At 66.1% G+C, this 15130-nt stretch carries 17 protein-coding genes; 12 read left to right on the forward strand and 5 right to left on the reverse strand.

Translation table 11 applies throughout. From position 1 onward, the window contains the following. Positions 1-45: 45 nt before the first annotated feature. The 4 genes from AOA14_RS02305 to AOA14_RS02320 all read left to right on the forward strand — a co-directional run bounded on the left by AOA14_RS02305 (position 46) and on the right by AOA14_RS02320 (position 3123). The gene (locus tag AOA14_RS02305; protein ID WP_062900612.1) at positions 46-888 is read left to right on the forward strand and encodes a glycine zipper domain-containing protein; all 843 of its coding nucleotides are present in this window, start codon (positions 46-48) and stop codon (positions 886-888) included. Between the two features lie 178 nt (positions 889-1066). After that, on the forward strand, positions 1067-1618 hold the full coding sequence (locus AOA14_RS02310; protein ID WP_062900613.1) for a hypothetical protein: 552 nt from the start codon (positions 1067-1069) through the stop codon (positions 1616-1618). A 200-nt stretch (positions 1619-1818) separates the two neighbouring features. Further along, a complete protein-coding gene (locus AOA14_RS02315; RefSeq protein ID WP_062900614.1) occupies positions 1819-2358 on the forward strand; it encodes a hypothetical protein in 540 nt (179 codons plus the stop codon). 327 nt (positions 2359-2685) lie between these two features. Continuing rightward, positions 2686-3123 (forward strand): PilZ domain-containing protein, encoded by a 438-nt coding sequence (locus tag AOA14_RS02320; RefSeq protein ID WP_062900615.1) that lies wholly within the window; start codon positions 2686-2688, stop codon positions 3121-3123. Between the two features lie 88 nt (positions 3124-3211). On the opposite strand, the gene ctrA is transcribed toward AOA14_RS02320, so the two are convergent. Together ctrA and AOA14_RS02330 are read right to left on the reverse strand one after the other, a co-directional pair. Further along, positions 3212-3919, reverse strand: a complete 708-nt coding sequence (gene ctrA, locus AOA14_RS02325) for a response regulator transcription factor CtrA (protein ID WP_003040277.1) — start codon at positions 3917-3919, stop codon at positions 3212-3214. 136 nt (positions 3920-4055) lie between these two features. Next, positions 4056-4982: a LysR family transcriptional regulator gene (locus AOA14_RS02330; RefSeq protein ID WP_062902968.1), complete on the reverse strand. Its 927-nt coding sequence runs from the start codon at positions 4980-4982 to the stop codon at positions 4056-4058. A 124-nt stretch (positions 4983-5106) separates the two neighbouring features. Here AOA14_RS02330 and AOA14_RS02335 point away from each other — a divergent pair, with 124 nt between their 5' ends. The 7 genes from AOA14_RS02335 to AOA14_RS02365 all read left to right on the forward strand — a co-directional run bounded on the left by AOA14_RS02335 (position 5107) and on the right by AOA14_RS02365 (position 9422). After that, positions 5107-5805 (forward strand): pirin family protein, encoded by a 699-nt coding sequence (locus tag AOA14_RS02335; RefSeq protein WP_062900616.1) that lies wholly within the window; start codon positions 5107-5109, stop codon positions 5803-5805. 87 nt (positions 5806-5892) lie between these two features. Further along, complete coding sequence (wrbA, locus tag AOA14_RS02340) at positions 5893-6495, forward strand: NAD(P)H:quinone oxidoreductase (RefSeq protein ID WP_062900617.1); 603 nt, start codon at positions 5893-5895, stop codon at positions 6493-6495. A 5-nt stretch (positions 6496-6500) separates the two neighbouring features. Beyond that, entirely contained in the window at positions 6501-7325 is an 825-nt protein-coding gene (locus AOA14_RS02345; RefSeq protein WP_062900618.1) for a DODA-type extradiol aromatic ring-opening family dioxygenase, read from the forward strand. 7 nt (positions 7326-7332) lie between these two features. Further along, on the forward strand, positions 7333-8016 hold the full coding sequence (locus AOA14_RS02350; protein WP_062900619.1) for an RluA family pseudouridine synthase: 684 nt from the start codon (positions 7333-7335) through the stop codon (positions 8014-8016). Next, complete coding sequence (gene arfB, locus AOA14_RS02355) at positions 8009-8410, forward strand: alternative ribosome rescue aminoacyl-tRNA hydrolase ArfB (protein WP_003040293.1); 402 nt, start codon at positions 8009-8011, stop codon at positions 8408-8410. Before AOA14_RS02350 ends, arfB begins: the two co-directional genes overlap by 8 nt. Before the next feature lie 12 nt (positions 8411-8422). Next, entirely contained in the window at positions 8423-9010 is a 588-nt protein-coding gene (locus tag AOA14_RS02360; protein ID WP_062900620.1) for an SOS response-associated peptidase family protein, read from the forward strand. 88 nt (positions 9011-9098) lie between these two features. Then, positions 9099-9422, forward strand: a complete 324-nt coding sequence (locus AOA14_RS02365) for a PilZ domain-containing protein (protein WP_062900621.1) — start codon at positions 9099-9101, stop codon at positions 9420-9422. Here AOA14_RS02365 and AOA14_RS02370 read toward each other — a convergent pair. Continuing rightward, positions 9419-9844: an EVE domain-containing protein gene (locus tag AOA14_RS02370; protein ID WP_003040303.1), complete on the reverse strand. Its 426-nt coding sequence runs from the start codon at positions 9842-9844 to the stop codon at positions 9419-9421. The genes AOA14_RS02365 and AOA14_RS02370 overlap by 4 nt on opposite strands. A gap of 152 nt (positions 9845-9996) precedes the next feature. Here AOA14_RS02370 and AOA14_RS02375 point away from each other — a divergent pair, with 152 nt between their 5' ends. Further along, complete coding sequence (locus tag AOA14_RS02375; protein WP_062900622.1) at positions 9997-10926, forward strand: isopenicillin N synthase family dioxygenase; 930 nt, start codon at positions 9997-9999, stop codon at positions 10924-10926. 42 nt (positions 10927-10968) lie between these two features. On the opposite strand, the gene AOA14_RS02380 is transcribed toward AOA14_RS02375, so the two are convergent. After that, entirely contained in the window at positions 10969-13866 is a 2898-nt protein-coding gene (locus tag AOA14_RS02380; RefSeq protein ID WP_062900623.1) for a M16 family metallopeptidase, read from the reverse strand. Positions 13867-13909: 43 nt separating this feature from the next. Further along, a complete protein-coding gene (locus AOA14_RS02385; protein WP_062900624.1) occupies positions 13910-15034 on the reverse strand; it encodes a GGDEF domain-containing protein in 1125 nt (374 codons plus the stop codon). Positions 15035-15130 lie beyond the last annotated feature (96 nt).

A 15130-nucleotide genomic window follows, 5' to 3' on the forward strand; every position in this document is an offset into this window, starting at 1 on the left:
AGCCATTGCCCCCACGGGCGATTCCGCTGGAACAGGGAGTTTAGCATGCGCACCGTTTTGTTGTTGGGGGCTGCCGCCGCATCGTTGCTGCTGGCCGGCCATGCGACCAGCGCCGAGGTCACCAAGACCCAGACCACCGTCGTCACGACCACCGACGAAGCGGCCCCGCGGCTCGACTATGAGGCGCCTTCCGCGCCCGATGTGCGCGTCTACACCGGCTATCCCGACCGGATGCCGAGCGAAGTCGAATATCGCCACATCGACGGCTACCAGTCCGAAGGCCGCTGGACGGGTACGTGGAACGGCACCTACGAAGATCGCGACGGCCGCCGTTACGAGGGCAGCTATGAAGGCAGCGTCGAGGGGCGCACCGGCGCCGACTATCCGCCGCCGCCCTATTATCAAGGCGGTTTCGATCCGCGCGAGGACATGGAAATGGGCCGTCGTTGCGGCCATGGCGGCGCGGCGACCGGTGCGGTCGTGGGCGGGATCGTCGGCGGTGTCGTCGGCAATCGCGTTGCCGGTCATGGCGACCGTACCGCCGGCACGCTGATCGGCGGCGGCGTCGGGGCGCTCGCCGGCGCAGCGGTCGGCAGCGAGGCGGACAAGAAAAAGTGCGACGAATGGTGGGCGCGGCGCGGCGGTGCCCATGGCGGCTATTATCCCGGCCATCCCGGCTATCCGGGCGGCTATGCCTATAGTTACGGCTATGGTTATGGCTATTACACGCCGGGCGTCGTCGTCACGACGATCATCAACGGCCCGCCGGTCGTCACCGAACGCGTCGTGACCACGACCAAGACCTATTATGAAAATGTGCCGGTGCGGAAACGCTATGTGGCCAAGCGGAAACCGAAACCCAAAGCCAAGCCGCGCTGCGTCTGCTGACGTGCCCTGAACTGGTCTGGTCGCCAGACTTGGCTTAGTGAGGCCCGCCGATCCGTCGAGGAACGGCGGGCCTTTCCTTTCGCCGCCCTTTCGCCACGGTTCAGCGGCGTGAAAGCATGGTGCGCCTAGATCATCGGGCGACGGCGGACGCCCCTGTCCGCGTTCTGGAGTGACTGAAATGCGCAAGATGACCGGCTTCACCGCAGCGGCGGCGGTTCTGGTTACGACGGTCGGGCTCAGCGCGACCCCCGCCGAAGCACGCGGACGCCACGGCGGCTGGCACAATCGCCACGACGACGGGATCGGCGCCGGCGAGATCATCGGCGGTATCCTGATCCTGGGCACGATCGCGGCGGTTGCCAGCGCGGCGAGCAAGCAAAGTCGCGAGACGCGCAACCGCGACTTTCGTTACGACCCGCCCTATCGCGACGATCGCGCGCAGGACGCCCCCGATTATCAGCGCCGCGACGATCGCGGTCCGGACGGATATGGCACCGGCGACGCCTATCGCGGCGGAGAGATCGAGCAGCGCGCGGCCGATGCCTGCGGCTGGGCGGCCGAGGGCGAAATGGGCGACGATGCCCGCGTCGAAAGCATCACCGACACGCGGCCCGCGAACGGTGGCGACGGCTGGTACGTCACCGGAAACATATCGCGCCCGGGCGGCGAGCTGCACAGTTTCGGGTGCAGCTATCGCGGCGGGCGCGTGGTCGACGTCAGCATCAACTGACCCCATTGCCATTGGATTTTCGGCCCTTCGCCAGCGATGGCGGAGGGCTTTTCTCTGCCCGCCTCCGTCAAGCTGAACCCACGCCGAACCAAGGCTGAACCGCAGATAAGCGCCGGGTTCAGCACCGCGTCACGGCGCCTTCGCTATCAAGGGGCATCGCAGGCCGCACGGGTGCCGCCTGCAGAATAGGAGACCGAACCATGGCGAAGAAGCCCATGAACTGGACCAAGGCCGCAATCGGGGCGGCCACCGCCGGCGCGATGTTGAGCGCCACCCCCGCGCTCGCGCGCGACCGGTACGATCACCGCGACCGCGACGGGATCGGTGCGGGCGAAATCATCGCCGGCGCCGTCGTCCTCGGCGGCCTCGCCGCCATCCTGTCGGCCGATAACGATCGTTACGACCGCTATGACCGCAACGATCGTCGCTATCGCGACCGGTACAATGATCCGCGATACGGCTATGGTTATGATTATGGCCGCTATGGCAACAGTCGCGCAGCGGTCGGCCAGTGCGTCCGTGCCGTCGAGCGCGGCACCAGCCGGTATGGCCGCACCGACGTGACGCAGGTCACGAGCATCGATCGCAAGCGCGACGGCTATCGCGTCAAGGGCCGCGTCGTCGTCAACGAAGGCTGGCGCGGACGCTGGGGCCGCGGCGGTTCCTATGATCGCGGCAAGTTCAGCTGCGACGTGCGGTATGGCCGCGTCGTCGACGTCGATTATTCGGGTCTGCGGTAACGCGGAGCCCCTTCTCCCGGCCCGCCCGCGCCTCGGCGTGCGGCGGGCCGCCTTGCACAAGAGCGTTGCCGGGCGCGGTTAACGCGGCGGTGGGCCGGAGGCGAGCGGCCCGGCCCACGCTCGGCAGGTCGCCAGAATATTCCCGCGTCAATTCAGATGCTTCGTGTCCGAAGCATATCGGTGGCGCCCGCACTCGGTCCGTCGCAAAAGTCGCGAAATCCGAAAAGACGCTATACGAAAATTTACCTTCTTTCGTTATGCGCGGAGATGGGACCACAATAACCGCCTGACGTGGGTGACAGGCGGCAGAAGCTTATTGGGTCGCCCATGCCGAATTTCGAGGCCGATACCGCCTCAACGGCTTCAGCCGAAAAGCGCCAACCGCGCCAGTCGCGACTGGTGAAGGCGTCGCTTGCGTGCGACCGCCTCGGGCGCTTCGATGTGACCCTGCGCAATATTTCCGAAACCGGCGTTGGCGGGCAGTCGCCGCATGTGCTGCAGGTTGGCGAGCGGCTGACCGTCTATCTTCCGGGTCATCAGCCGATGGAGGGCGTGGTCCGCTGGGTCAGCGACAAACGCTTCGGCCTGCAGACCGAACGGACGATCGAGCCGGCACGGCTGCGCGCGGCGCACGCCGATCAGCTCGTCGCCGCCGACAGCAAGGCCGAATTCCAGATCATGGCGCCGACGCAGATGTCGACCTGGCGCCCGGGACTGCGGCAGGTTTCGTCGCTGCCGGGTCATTACGGCAAACCGAAGATCTGACCCGCGCATCGCCGCGCCACAAAGGAAAACCGGCGCGGATCGCTCCGCGCCGGGTCCCCCGTTGATTGATTTTCGTCGGTAAAGCGCGTCAGGCGACCCGGCGCACTTCATTCCCTTCTTCGTCGATATCGCGCAGCACATAGCCGCGACCCCAGACCGTCTCGATATAATTTTCGCCGCCGCACGCGAGCGCGAGCTTCTTGCGCAGCTTGCAGATGAAGACGTCGATAATCTTCAATTCGGGCTCGTCCATGCCGCCATAAAGGTGGTTCAGGAACATTTCCTTGGTCAGCGTCGTGCCTTTGCGGAGCGAAAGCAGCTCCAGCATCTGATATTCCTTGCCGGTCAGATGGACGCGGACGCCATCGACTTCGACCGTCTTGGTGTCGAGATTGACCGCCAGCTTGCCCGTCTTGATGACGCTCTGGCTATGGCCCTTCGAGCGGCGGACGACGGCGTGGATGCGCGCGACCAGCTCGTCGCGATGAAAGGGCTTGGTGACATAATCGTCGGCGCCGAAGCCGAACGAGCGCACCTTGGAATCCATTTCCGAAATGCCCGAAAGGATCAGCACCGGCGTCTGCACCTTTGCGGTACGGAGCTTTTTCAGCACGTCATAGCCGTGCATGTCGGGCAGATTCAGGTCGAGCAGAATGATGTCGTAATCATAGAGTTTGCCAAGGTCCAAGCCCTCCTCACCCAGATCGGTGGTATAGACGTTGAAGCCTTCGGTCGTGAGCATCGTGTCGATCGCCTTCGCGGTCGTCGGCTCGTCCTCGATCAGCAGTACGCGCATTAGGCACCCCTTGACTGTTTCCCACGATGGACCCGCAACCCGTCCGCGGCTCCCTCGCAGTGCCACCAACGCCCCCGTTGCAGGGCTGGCGGAACATTAACCATGAAACTTGTGAAGGGAAAAGGTTAATTTTGATTTAACCCGCAGAAATCCACGAGTCGCGACCCGCGCAGCTGCGTTTCAGCGTATCGGCGAGATAGTCGGACAAGGCCCGTACCCGCGCCGGGCGGAGGCGCGACGGTGGCGACAACAGGTGCAGATAGGCCTGCGGCAGCGACCAGTCGGTCAGGATCGGAACGAGCCTGCCGGCGCGCAGTTCGGCGTCGATGATGAAGTGCGGCAGCACCGCGATGCCGCCCCCCGCGACCAGCATCGGCACGATCACATCGCCATTGTTCGTGAACAGCGGGCCTGCCGGAACGATCGTCGCTTCCTCGCCTTCGCGGTGGAAGCGCAGCGGCCGCGCCTTTTCGCGGTGGCCGTACCCAGCGAGCCGATGCCCCGCGAGTTCGAGCGGGTGGCGCGGCGTGCCGTGGCGCTCGAGATAGGCCGGGCTGGCGATCACCGACGTCGGGATCGGCACGATGGTGCGCGCGAGCAGGCTGCTGTCGTCGAGGCTGGCGACGCGCAGCGCGAGATCGAAACCTTCGGCGATCAGATCGTGGCGCGCATCGCTGAGCGTCAGTTCGATCTCGACCGCCGGATGCTCGGCCATGAAGGCCGCGAGCGGCGCGCCGAGCACCTTGATCCCGAAACTCATCGGCGCCGCGAGTCGGATCGGCCCTGCGAGGTCGAAGCGGTCGCCATGCGCCGCCTCGGTCGCGGCGGTCGCGGCGGCGACCATTGCCCGCGCCTCTTCGAGCAGCCCGGCGCCCGCCGTCGACACGGTCACCGACCGCGAACTGCGATGGAGCAAGGTGATCCCGAGCGATGCTTCGAGCCGGCTGACCGCCTTCGACACGCTGGCCTTCGACAGGCCGAGCGCGCTCGCCGCGGCGGTGAATCCGCCGCTGTCGGCCACCGCCACGAAGCAGGCCCAGCCTTCATAATCGGGAAGCGCCACAACATCCTCCAATTGGAAACGATAGGTTTCGATCTACGCTATTTCAGAAACAAATGCATCGCCTATCTTGGCCTCAACACGCCGCCCCCGATGTCCGGGATGGCGGCCAGAAAGGAGATGCCCGATGATCGACATTCGCAAGTTCGACACGCTGGGCCACGCCAATCACGGCTGGCTCGACGCCCGCCACCATTTTTCCTTCGCCGGCTATCACGATCCCGACCGCATGGGCTGGGGTGCGCTGCGCGTCTGGAACGACGATGCCATCGCGGCGCAGGCCGGCTTCCCGCCGCACCCGCACCGCGATATGGAAATCATCACCTATGTCCGCACCGGTGCGATCAGCCACCGCGACAGCATGGGCAACAGCGGCCGCACCGCGGCCGGCGATGTCCAGGTGATGAGCGCCGGCACCGGGGTGACGCACAGCGAATTCAACCTCGAGGACGAGGAAACCACGCTGTTCCAGATCTGGATCATCCCCGATCGCGATGGCGGCAATCCCGGCTGGGGCCAGCGCGAATTTCCGCAGGCCGACCGTTCGGGACGCTTCGTGACGTTGGCCAGCGGGATCGAGGGTGACGACGACGCGCTGCCGATCCGCGCCGATGCCCGGGTCGCGGCCGCGACCGTGACCGCGGGTAGCCGCGTCGCCTATGATCTGGGCGCTGGCCGCAACGCCTATCTGGTCGCCGCCAAGGGCCGAATCCGCATCAACGGACAGGATGCCGATCCGCGCGACGGCATCGCGATCCGCGATGTCGGAACGATCGAGGTCGAAGCGCTCGACGATGCCGAACTGGTGCTGGTCGACAGCCTCTGATCCCACCCCCTCGGGCCGCCGCCTGCCATCCCCCTCCCTTGCGGCGGCGGCCCACCCCTTCCCCTCCCGACTGAAAGGAAACCGAAGATGGCAAAGATTTTGGTGCTCTATTATTCGAGCTATGGACATATCGAGCAGATGGCCGACGCCGTCGCCGAAGGCGCGCGCTCCGCGGGCGCCGAGGTCGATATTCGCCGCGTCGCCGAAACCGCGCCCGAGGCGGTGGTGAAGGCCGCCGGCTTCAAGACCGACACCGCGCATCCGCTGCTCGGTGATCCCAAGCAGCTTGCCGACTATGACGCGATCGTCGTCGGTTCGCCGACCCGCTTCGGCCGCATGGCCAGCCAGATGGCGAGCTTCTGGGACACCGCCGGCGGCGTCTGGGCGCAGGGTCTGCTTACCGGCAAGGTCGGCGCGGCCTTCACCTCGACCGCGTCGCAGCATGGCGGACAGGAAACCACGCTGTTCAGCATCCTGACCAACCTCCTCCACTTCGGCATGACGATCGTCGGACTGGACTATGGTTATGCCGGGCAGATGGGCGTCGATGAAGTCAAGGGCGGTGCCCCCTATGGTGCGACGACGCTCGCCGATGGCGACGGATCGCGCCAGCCGAGCGAAGCCGATCTCGGCGGTGCCCGCTATCTGGGCGAACGCGTCGCGAAAACCGCGGCGAAGCTCGCGGCCTGACCCCGATGCGCCGTCTGCCGAGCCTCTTCCTCTCCCACGGCTCGCCGATGATGGCGCTCGAGCCCAGCCCGGCGCGGGACTTCCTCGCCGGGCTGGGCGCCCGCTTGCCGCGTCCGCGCGCGATCCTGGTCGTCTCGGCGCATCACGATGCACGGTTCGAGGGCGGCCAGGCGACGGTCACCGCCTCGCCCGCGCCGCCGACGATCCATGATTTCGGCAATTTCCCCCAAGCGCTGTTCGACATGCGCTATCCCGCACCGGGCGATCCGGCGCTTGCGCAGCGGGTCGTGGACCTGCTCGCCGCTCATCGCCTCGCCGTCGCCGCCGATCCCGACCGCGGGCTCGATCATGGGGCCTGGGTGCCCCTGTCGCTGGTCTATCCCAAGGCCGATATTCCGGTGGTCCAGCTTTCGATCGCCTCGCATGCGCCGCCCGAATGGCATTATGCGCTGGGCCGTGCACTCGCGCCGCTTCGCGATGAGGGCGTATTGCTGATCGGTTCGGGCAGCATCACGCACAATCTTCGCGCACTTTTTTCGGCGCGCCTGCCGATCGACGCACCCGCGCCCGCATGGGTCACCGGCTTCACCGACTGGGTGGCCGGACATATGGCGGCGGACGCCGTCGACGAGGTGCTGCACGCTGTAGAACGCGCGCCGCATGGCCGCGACAACCATCCGACGATGGATCATATCCTGCCCTTGTTCGTCGCGATGGGTGCGGGTACGGCAGCGGACGGCCTGCACGCCGCACGGCTCCATGCCAGCACGACCTATGGCCTGCTGGCGATGGACGTTTACGCTTTCGGCGAAGGGGCGGCCCGCCTATAGGCGAGAGATGCTTCTTTCCGACCATATTCTCTTCCTCGATGGCGAGGCGCTTGTCGTCGACAAGCCCGAAGGCCTGCCCGTCGATCCGCCGCGCGACGGCAGCCTCAGCCTCGAAAACCATCTCGACGGCCTGCGCTTTGGCTTCAAGCGCTGGCCGCTCGCCGTTCACCGGCTCGACCGTGACACCTCGGGTTGCCTGCTGCTCGCGCGCAATCCCAAGGCGCACGGCCGTTTCACCCGCGCTTTCGAGGGGCGCGAGGTCGAAAAACAATATCTCGCGATCATCGACGGCGTGCCTGATGGCGATGGCGGCACCATCGACCTGCCCCTCGCGAAGACGTCGACCGCGGAGACCGGCTGGCGCATGGTTGTCGATCCGAATGGCAAGCCATCGGTATCGCACTGGGAAAAGCTTGCCGTCGTCGACGGGCGGGCGCTGCTGCGTTTCCGTCCCGAAACCGGCCGCACCCATCAGCTTCGCGTCCATGCGCTCGAGGGGCTGGGTCTGCCGATCGCCGGCGATCCCGTGTACGGCAACGGCCGCGGCAAGGACCGCACCCTGCTCCACGCCGAGCGGTTGGTGGTAAAACGTGACGTCAAGCCGTCAATAATTGCCGAAGCCCCCTTCCCCGCGCGCTTCGCCGCGCTCGGCTTTTCGCCACCCGAAGGCGCCGCCCCGACCCGTGGCTGACATTCCCGAAGCCGCGATTTCGGAAAAATTCCTAGCCGGCACCGGGCCGGGCGGCCAGAATGTCAACAAGGTCGCGACCGCGTGCCAGCTTCGCGTCGATGTGTTCGCTCTCGGCCTCCCGCCCGACGCCTACCGCCGGCTCAAGACGCTCGCGGGAAGCCGGATGACGGCGGCGGGAGAACTCGTGATTCTCGCGCGCAGCTATCGCACCCAGGAAGCCAACCGCGCCGATGCGCGCGCGCGGCTGAACGAGCTCGTCGATGCGGCGCTGGTTCGGCCTGAAAAGCGGATCAAGACAAAGCCGAGCAAGGCGGCCAGGGCGCGCCGCGTCGACGGCAAAAAGGCGCGCAGCGCGGTCAAATCGATGCGCGGACGCGTGCGATCGACCGACTAGGGCCGGGCGCGCATGCACCTCTATCGCCTCGACGTGACCGCCGAAATCGCCGCGCAGGCGATCGGTGCCGATTCAGGGCGCGATCCCTGGGCCCGCGGCTATGTCACCCCCGGACGCCCGGCGCCGGTGGTCGTCGGCGACGGAAGCGCGCAGAGCCGCCCGTGGCTGCGCCCCAAGCTGTGGGGCGTCCCGCCGCCGCCGCGCGGCGACCAGCCGGTGACGACGGTGCGCAACCTTTCGAGCCCCTTCTGGATCGGCACGCTGCGTCATCCCGAACTGCGCTGCCTGATCCCCGCGACCCGTTTCGCCCTGTGGTCGGGGACGGCCGGCGCGCGGCAACAGCTGTGGGCCGCGCCCGCCGACCAGCCGGTCTTCGCCTTTGCCGGCATCCATCGCCAGGGCGAGGATTGGCCGAGCTTCGCGATCCTGACCGTCGAACCGAACCGCCTGCTTAGCCATCACGGCGCGCAAGCGATGCCGGTCATCCTCCGCCCCGGCGATTATGCGCGCTGGCTGACCGCCGACTGGCGCGACGCGGCCAGCCTCGTCCGTCCCTTTCCGGGGCAGGAGATGACGCTGGCCGAAGACCCCATGGTATAGGCGACTTTCACCAATTCCGTCGACTTTGCGTTCACCAGCGCGGCGCTAAAAATGCGAATCGATAATCCGACCAGTGGGATTGAATACAGTGGCCAACGCCTGCACGACCGACACCGAAGAGCTTTCGCCGCAAGCGCGCCGCGCCGAACGCGCCACCGTCCGCGGGCGCGCGCGCTATCGCGAAGCGGGCTTCAACCCATTCGACGTCGAACTGTTCGACCTGTCGTCGACGGGCTTTCGCATGATCACCTTTTCGCGGCCGCAGATCGGCAAGCAGATATGGGTCAACCTGCCGGGCCTGCAGCCGCTCGAAGCGGTGATCCGGCGCGCCGACGGCAACAGCTTCGGCTGCGAATTCGTCTACCCGCTCCACCCCTCGGTGGCGGCGCACATGCAGTCGAAACTGCGCTAAGCTTCCGGCTTCTCCGACTTTTCCAATATATGCTTCCACTCGTCGGGCGTCACGCGCCCGACCGACAGGCGCGACAGGCGGATAAGGTCCATGTCGGCAAGCTTGGGGTCGGCCTTGATCGCCGCCAGCGTCACCGGATGCGCGAGCGGGCGCACGGGCGCGACGCGCACGATGACCCACGGCGATCCTTCCTCGGCGGTTGGGTCGGGCGCGCTTTCCTCGGTAATGCGCATGATCCCCACGCATTCCTTGCCGATATTGCTGTGATAGAACAGCGCCTCGTCGCCGACCTTCATCGCCATCATGTTCAGCTTGGCGCTGTGGTTGCGCACGCCGTCCCACATCCCCGTGCCGTCCTTGACCAGGTCGTCCCAGCCATAGACGTCGGGTTCGGATTTCATCAGCCAATATTGCTTGCCCATGGCGGGGGCCTAGCCCAGCGCGCGCCGACGCGAAAGCATCCTTTTCCTCTTTCGCAACCGCCCCGACCCGCCTAAATCCTGATTCATGTCAAAGACGCGCCCCGGCGGGACCGGCATGGCGCGCCACAGCACCAACAAATGGACACCCCCTTATGACCGCTGCCGTTCCCGTTATTTCCATGTCGCTGTCCGACGATCGCTTCGCCCAGGATTTCGGCGGATCGTTCGAACGCTTCGGGTTCGCGATGATTACCGATCACGGCATCGATCCGGCGCTGATCGACGATGCCTGGACAAAAGCGAAGGAATTTTTCGCGCTCCCCGAAGCGGCGAAGCGGGCCTATCATATCGCGGGCGGCGGCGGCGCGCGCGGCTACACCCCTTTCGGCACCGAAATCGCGAAGGGCGCGAAGGAAGTCGACCTCAAGGAATTCTGGCATGTGGGCCGCGACCTGCCCGCCGGCCACCCGCTCGCCGCGCAACAGCCGAACAATGTCTGGCCGGCCGAAGTCGCGGGTTTTCGCGAGATCTATGACCGACTGTTCGCCGAATTCGACCGCGTCGGCGGCAAGCTGCTCTCCGGGATCGCGCGCTACCTTGGCCTCGCCCCCGATTTCTTCGACGACACGGTGAAGGACGGCAACAGTGTGATGCGCCTGCTGCATTACCCGCCCGTCGAAGGCCCGGCGAAGGGCATCCGCGCCGAGGCGCATGAGGATATCAACACGATCACCCTGCTGCTCGGTGCCGAGGAAGCGGGCCTCGAAATCCTCGACAAGGATGGGAGCTGGCTTCCGGTATCGCCGCCCGCGGGCGCCATGGCGGTCAATGTCGGCGACATGTTGCAACGGCTGACCAACAACCGCCTGCCCTCGACCACGCACCGCGTGCGCAATCCCGACGCCGGCCGCGCCAGCGTTGCGCGCTATTCGATGCCCTTCTTCCTGCACTTCCGTTCGGACTATCCGATCGTGACGCTGGATAATTGCATCGATGCCGAGCATCCGAACCTGTATCCGACGCCGATCACCGCCGACGAATATCTGCAGGAACGGCTCCGCGAAATCGGGCTGAAGAAATAGAACCGGGCCGCGGCCGCCCCGTGGGGCCGGCCGCGCGTCTCGCTATTTTCCGGCCTTGTCGCTGATCGCCCGGATCACTAGCGCCTTGTCGTCGACAAGATAGCGCTTGGCGAGCGCTTCAAGCTCGGCCGGCGTCGCAGCCTCGACTGCCGCGATGCCGTTGCGGCTGCGGTCGAGCCGGTCGGCGCGGCTCGTCGCCTCGGCGACATAGGCCAGCCAATAGGCATTTTCGCGCCGCGCCTTGGTCATCGCCTCGACCAGCGGCTTGCGCGCGCGGTCGAGCGTGTCGGCATCGACGGGTTTGTCGCGCAATTCCTTGGCGATCGCGAAGATCGCGGCGCGCGTCGTCGCCAAATCCTTGTAGTCGACATTGCTTGCGGCGACGAGCCAGCCATAGCCCGGATATTCGTCCGACAGGCTGGCTCCCGCCGACGGGCTGTAGGTTTCGCCCAGCTTTTCGCGCAGTTCGTCGGTGAGCATGAGCTGCATCACGCGCGACAGCAGGTTGAGGCGCATCGCCTCGGTCAGGTCGCTGTCGTCGCGCGCCGGCCAATAGACGCGCAGTTCGGCCTGGTCGGCCGGCCCCTTGTGGATCAGCGTGCGCTCGCTGTGATCGACCGGATAGTCGCGCTTGCGCGCGTCGCTGTGCGGATCGAACGCCGCGCGGCGTTCGGGCAGCGCGCCGAAGGTCGCCGCAATCGCGTCGATCGCCGCCTGTTCGTCGATATCGCCGACGACGCCGATCTCGATCGCGCCATGATCAAAGCTGTCGGCGACCGCCGCTTTCAATTTGCTCCAGTCGAGTGCCATCATCGTCGCAAGCGGCGGCGTCTCCTCGCGCGGGTCGCCATTGGCAAGGATGCCGGCGCTGTCGCGCGCCATCACCGCGCCCGGCGTCGCATCATTGGCGGCATATTGCTGCGGCAGATAGCGACGGATCAGCGCGAGCCCGTCGGCGCGGTAGCCGGGGTGCGTCAGATAAGCCGCCATCAGTTCGGCCTGCGCCGCGAAATCGTCGGGCGAGGTGACCGCTTTGCCCCCAAAGGCATCGGTATCGACGCCGAAGCTGGGGCTGACCGTCTTGCCCGCAAAAATGGTGCGCAGATCGTCGAGGCTATGCGCCTCGAGCCCGCCGAGGCTGATCGATCCCGCAAGCGCGACCTTGGTCGGGTCGTCGCGCGTCGCGAGCAGCGTCCCCCCGTCGACGCGCACCGACAGATAGACCTTGTCCTTCTGGAAATCGGTCTTCTTGATGTTGAGCATCACATTGTTGGCGAAGCGGATGCGCCGGATGCCGAGGTCGTCGATGCGATCATCGCTGACGACCGTGCCGGGCGTGCCGAAATTGTCATAGGCAAAGGCCGCGCTCCGTGCCTGCGCCGGGGGCGTCACCGCGACCGCGCGCGCCGTGTCGAGCGCGGCAAGGATCGCCTTGTCGCCGCCCTCGACGGGCGTCTTGGCAGTGACGCGCGCGAGCGGCGGGCTGAAGCCCTCCATCCGATTGCGGAAGGCCGCACTCACCGCATCGGCCGACAGCTGCGGCGCGACGGCATCGAACAGCGCCTGCGAGGTTTCGGGACGCACGACGACATAATCGCCGTCGGACGCGTCGACCAGCACATCGGCGAGCGCGTCGCTCCGCCGGGTCGTCACGCCGGCGACGGCATTCTTGAGCGCGGTGCGCCGATTGGCGATCTGTTCGTTGACCTCGGCCTGGGTGAAGCCGAACTGGACGGCGCGGCGCAGCTCGCGCTCGATCAGGCCGAGTGCCTCCGTCCACGCCCCTTCCTTGGCGATCGCCCCGACCGTAACCTGATCGAAGACCTTCCACCCGTCGGCTTCACTGAAATAGCCCGCGAGGATCGGAGAATTCTCGTCGAGCGCAATCTTGGCTAGCCGGCGGCTCAGGATCGCTTCGCCGATATCTTCGGCTAGCTTGCGCGCGCGCTTCGCCTTGGTGTCGGCTTGCTGCACCCAGGGTTTGAAGCTGGCGATCGTCACCGAATCCTGGATCGCCGGATCGACGAAGGATTCGGCGGCGACAGGGCGCTTGAAATCGAGCGTCCCGATGTCGGGATCAGCACCAGCCGGTCCGCGGCCCTGCCAGTCGGCGAAGCGCGCCTTGATCTTCGCCTCGACCGCGGCGGGATCGAAATCGCCGACCATCACCAGCGTCGCCCGTTCGGGCCGGTAATAGCGATCGTAAAGGTCGCGCAGGCGCGATGCGGGGGCGGTACGGATCACCTCTTCGGTACCGATCGGCATCCGGTTCGCGACCGTCATCCCCTTCATCTGGAAACCGAGCTGATCGACGATGTTGCGCAGCTGATAGGTATCCCGCGCGCGGCGCTCCGACAGGATGACACCGCGTTCGCGGTCGACCGCGGCGGGGTCGATCGTCAGTTCGCTCGCGGTTTCCCGCATCAGCATCAGCCCGGTGTCGATCAGATCGTCCGACGCGTTGGGCAGATCGAGCTGGTAGACCGTCTGATCGAAGCCGGTCGAGGCGTTGGTATCGGCCCCAAAGGCCAGCCCCTTCCTTTCGAGCAGCTTGATCATCTCACCCTCGGGCACATGGGTCGAGCCGTTGAACGCCATATGCTCGATGAAATGCGCCAGCCCGCGCTGATCCTCGGCTTCGGCAAAGCTGCCGACGTCGAAACGCATGCGCAGGACGACGCTGTCCTTCGGGGTGCTGTTCTTCAACAGCGCATATTTCATCCCGTTGGGAAGAACGCCGAAGACGATATTTGAATCGACGGGCACATCGCTGGCCGCGAAATTCCAGGCCTTGGCCGCGGCGGTCTGCGGATTGACCGGAACGACCTGCGCTGCGGCGGGGGCGGCGGCGGGTTTCGCGAGAACCGGCGATATGCTGACGGCGATAAGGGCAAGGGGCGAGAGCGCGGTCGAGATGCGCCAGAAAATGGTCCGCTTCATGGCGACCGGTCTGACCGCCCCATATGGGGCGGTCAAGCCCGCATCAGCTTGCGATGCCGATGCTTTCGACCGGCGACATGTCGGGTCGACCAGCCGCCTTTGCTGCATAGAGGGCGCGGTCGGCGGTGTCGAAAAGCCGGCGCGCGCTGCCACCGTCGCCGGGCCAGTTGGCGACGCCGACGCTCGCGCCGACGCGCAATGGCTGGCCGCCGATGCGGTAGGGCGCGACGAGCGCGGCGAGCAGATGATCGGCAAGCGCGGTGGCAAGCAGCGGTGAACGGCGCGGCACCAGAATGGCGAATTCGTCACCCCCCTGCCGCGCGACCAGCGCATGATCGCCGCACGCCCGGCGCAGCCGCGCCGCGACTTCGCACAGCAATTGATCGCCGGCGGCATGGCCGTGCCGGTCGTTCACCGGCTTGAAGCCGTCGAGATCGAGCAGCGCGATCGCGAATATCTCGCCATCCGCCGCGCGCGCGATTTCTTCCTCCAGCCTCAGGTCGAACGCACGCCGGTTGGGCAGCCCGGTCAGCGCGTCGCTATGCGCCAGATCGCGCATCTGCCGCTGCAATTCCAGCAGGTCGACAAGCTGGCCATGCTGCTGAAGGATCATGCGCACCAGGAACATCGTCGCGACGACCAGGCTGGTGCCCGCCGCAATCTCGGGCGCGTGGCCGGAGGTCAGCATCAGATAGGCGATCGGCACCATCCCGATGCCCAGATTGAGCAGCGCTGCAAAGCGCGTCGATGACAGGCAATAGGCGGTCGCCAGCGACCCCATCGCCATGATCATCGCATAATAGCTGTGATTTTCGGGCGGCGCGGCGAGCCAGTTGACCACCGTCCAGCTGCTGCACATCGCGCCCATCGTGCCCGACACCCACGCTGCCTCGACGATCACCCGCCGCGCGCGCCGCGGGCTCATGCGCCGGCCACGATAATGCATCTGCGCAGCGAAGCCGAGCAGGCACACCGCCGCCAGAACGACCGGAAAGCCGATCCGGATGATCGGATGGACGCTCGGCATGCCGCCATAGATGGCGGTCGGCGTCGTCGCCGCGAGCATCAGAAAAAGCATCGGGGTCAGCGTCTCGATACGATTGGCGCGCAGAATCGCGACATCGTCCCGGATCGCGTCCGGCAATGGCGGAAAAAAGCGCCGCCGCATCCATGCTATAACCCCCGTCATTCCGGCTGGGTATCAAGCGGGAGTAAAGCATGCGTTAAACAAAGGAAGGATTGTTTTTCATCGCCCTAACCGGGC

This window comes from Sphingopyxis terrae subsp. terrae NBRC 15098 (assembly GCF_001610975.1).
GTDB lineage: Bacteria > Pseudomonadota > Alphaproteobacteria > Sphingomonadales > Sphingomonadaceae > Sphingopyxis > Sphingopyxis terrae_A.

What these genes read in the sequence shown, in the direction of transcription:
- ctrA (WP_003040277.1), bottom strand. Translation starts at nt 3,919, where the DNA reads ATGCGCGTACTGCTGATCGAGGACGAGCCGACGACCGCGAAGGCGATC.
- AOA14_RS02315 (WP_062900614.1), top strand. Translation starts at nt 1,819, where the DNA reads ATGGCGAAGAAGCCCATGAACTGGACCAAGGCCGCAATCGGGGCGGCC.
- AOA14_RS02345 (WP_062900618.1), top strand. Translation starts at nt 6,501, where the DNA reads ATGCGCCGTCTGCCGAGCCTCTTCCTCTCCCACGGCTCGCCGATGATG.
- AOA14_RS02375 (WP_062900622.1), top strand. Translation starts at nt 9,997, where the DNA reads ATGACCGCTGCCGTTCCCGTTATTTCCATGTCGCTGTCCGACGATCGC.
- AOA14_RS02360 (WP_062900620.1), top strand. Translation starts at nt 8,423, where the DNA reads ATGCACCTCTATCGCCTCGACGTGACCGCCGAAATCGCCGCGCAGGCG.
- AOA14_RS02370 (WP_003040303.1), bottom strand. Translation starts at nt 9,844, where the DNA reads ATGGGCAAGCAATATTGGCTGATGAAATCCGAACCCGACGTCTATGGC.
- AOA14_RS02320 (WP_062900615.1), top strand. Translation starts at nt 2,686, where the DNA reads ATGCCGAATTTCGAGGCCGATACCGCCTCAACGGCTTCAGCCGAAAAG.
- AOA14_RS02335 (WP_062900616.1), top strand. Translation starts at nt 5,107, where the DNA reads ATGATCGACATTCGCAAGTTCGACACGCTGGGCCACGCCAATCACGGC.
- AOA14_RS02380 (WP_062900623.1), bottom strand. Translation starts at nt 13,866, where the DNA reads ATGAAGCGGACCATTTTCTGGCGCATCTCGACCGCGCTCTCGCCCCTT.
- AOA14_RS02350 (WP_062900619.1), top strand. Translation starts at nt 7,333, where the DNA reads ATGCTTCTTTCCGACCATATTCTCTTCCTCGATGGCGAGGCGCTTGTC.
- wrbA (WP_062900617.1), top strand. Translation starts at nt 5,893, where the DNA reads ATGGCAAAGATTTTGGTGCTCTATTATTCGAGCTATGGACATATCGAG.
- AOA14_RS02310 (WP_062900613.1), top strand. Translation starts at nt 1,067, where the DNA reads ATGCGCAAGATGACCGGCTTCACCGCAGCGGCGGCGGTTCTGGTTACG.
- AOA14_RS02385 (WP_062900624.1), bottom strand. Translation starts at nt 15,034, where the DNA reads ATGCGGCGGCGCTTTTTTCCGCCATTGCCGGACGCGATCCGGGACGAT.
- AOA14_RS02305 (WP_062900612.1), top strand. Translation starts at nt 46, where the DNA reads ATGCGCACCGTTTTGTTGTTGGGGGCTGCCGCCGCATCGTTGCTGCTG.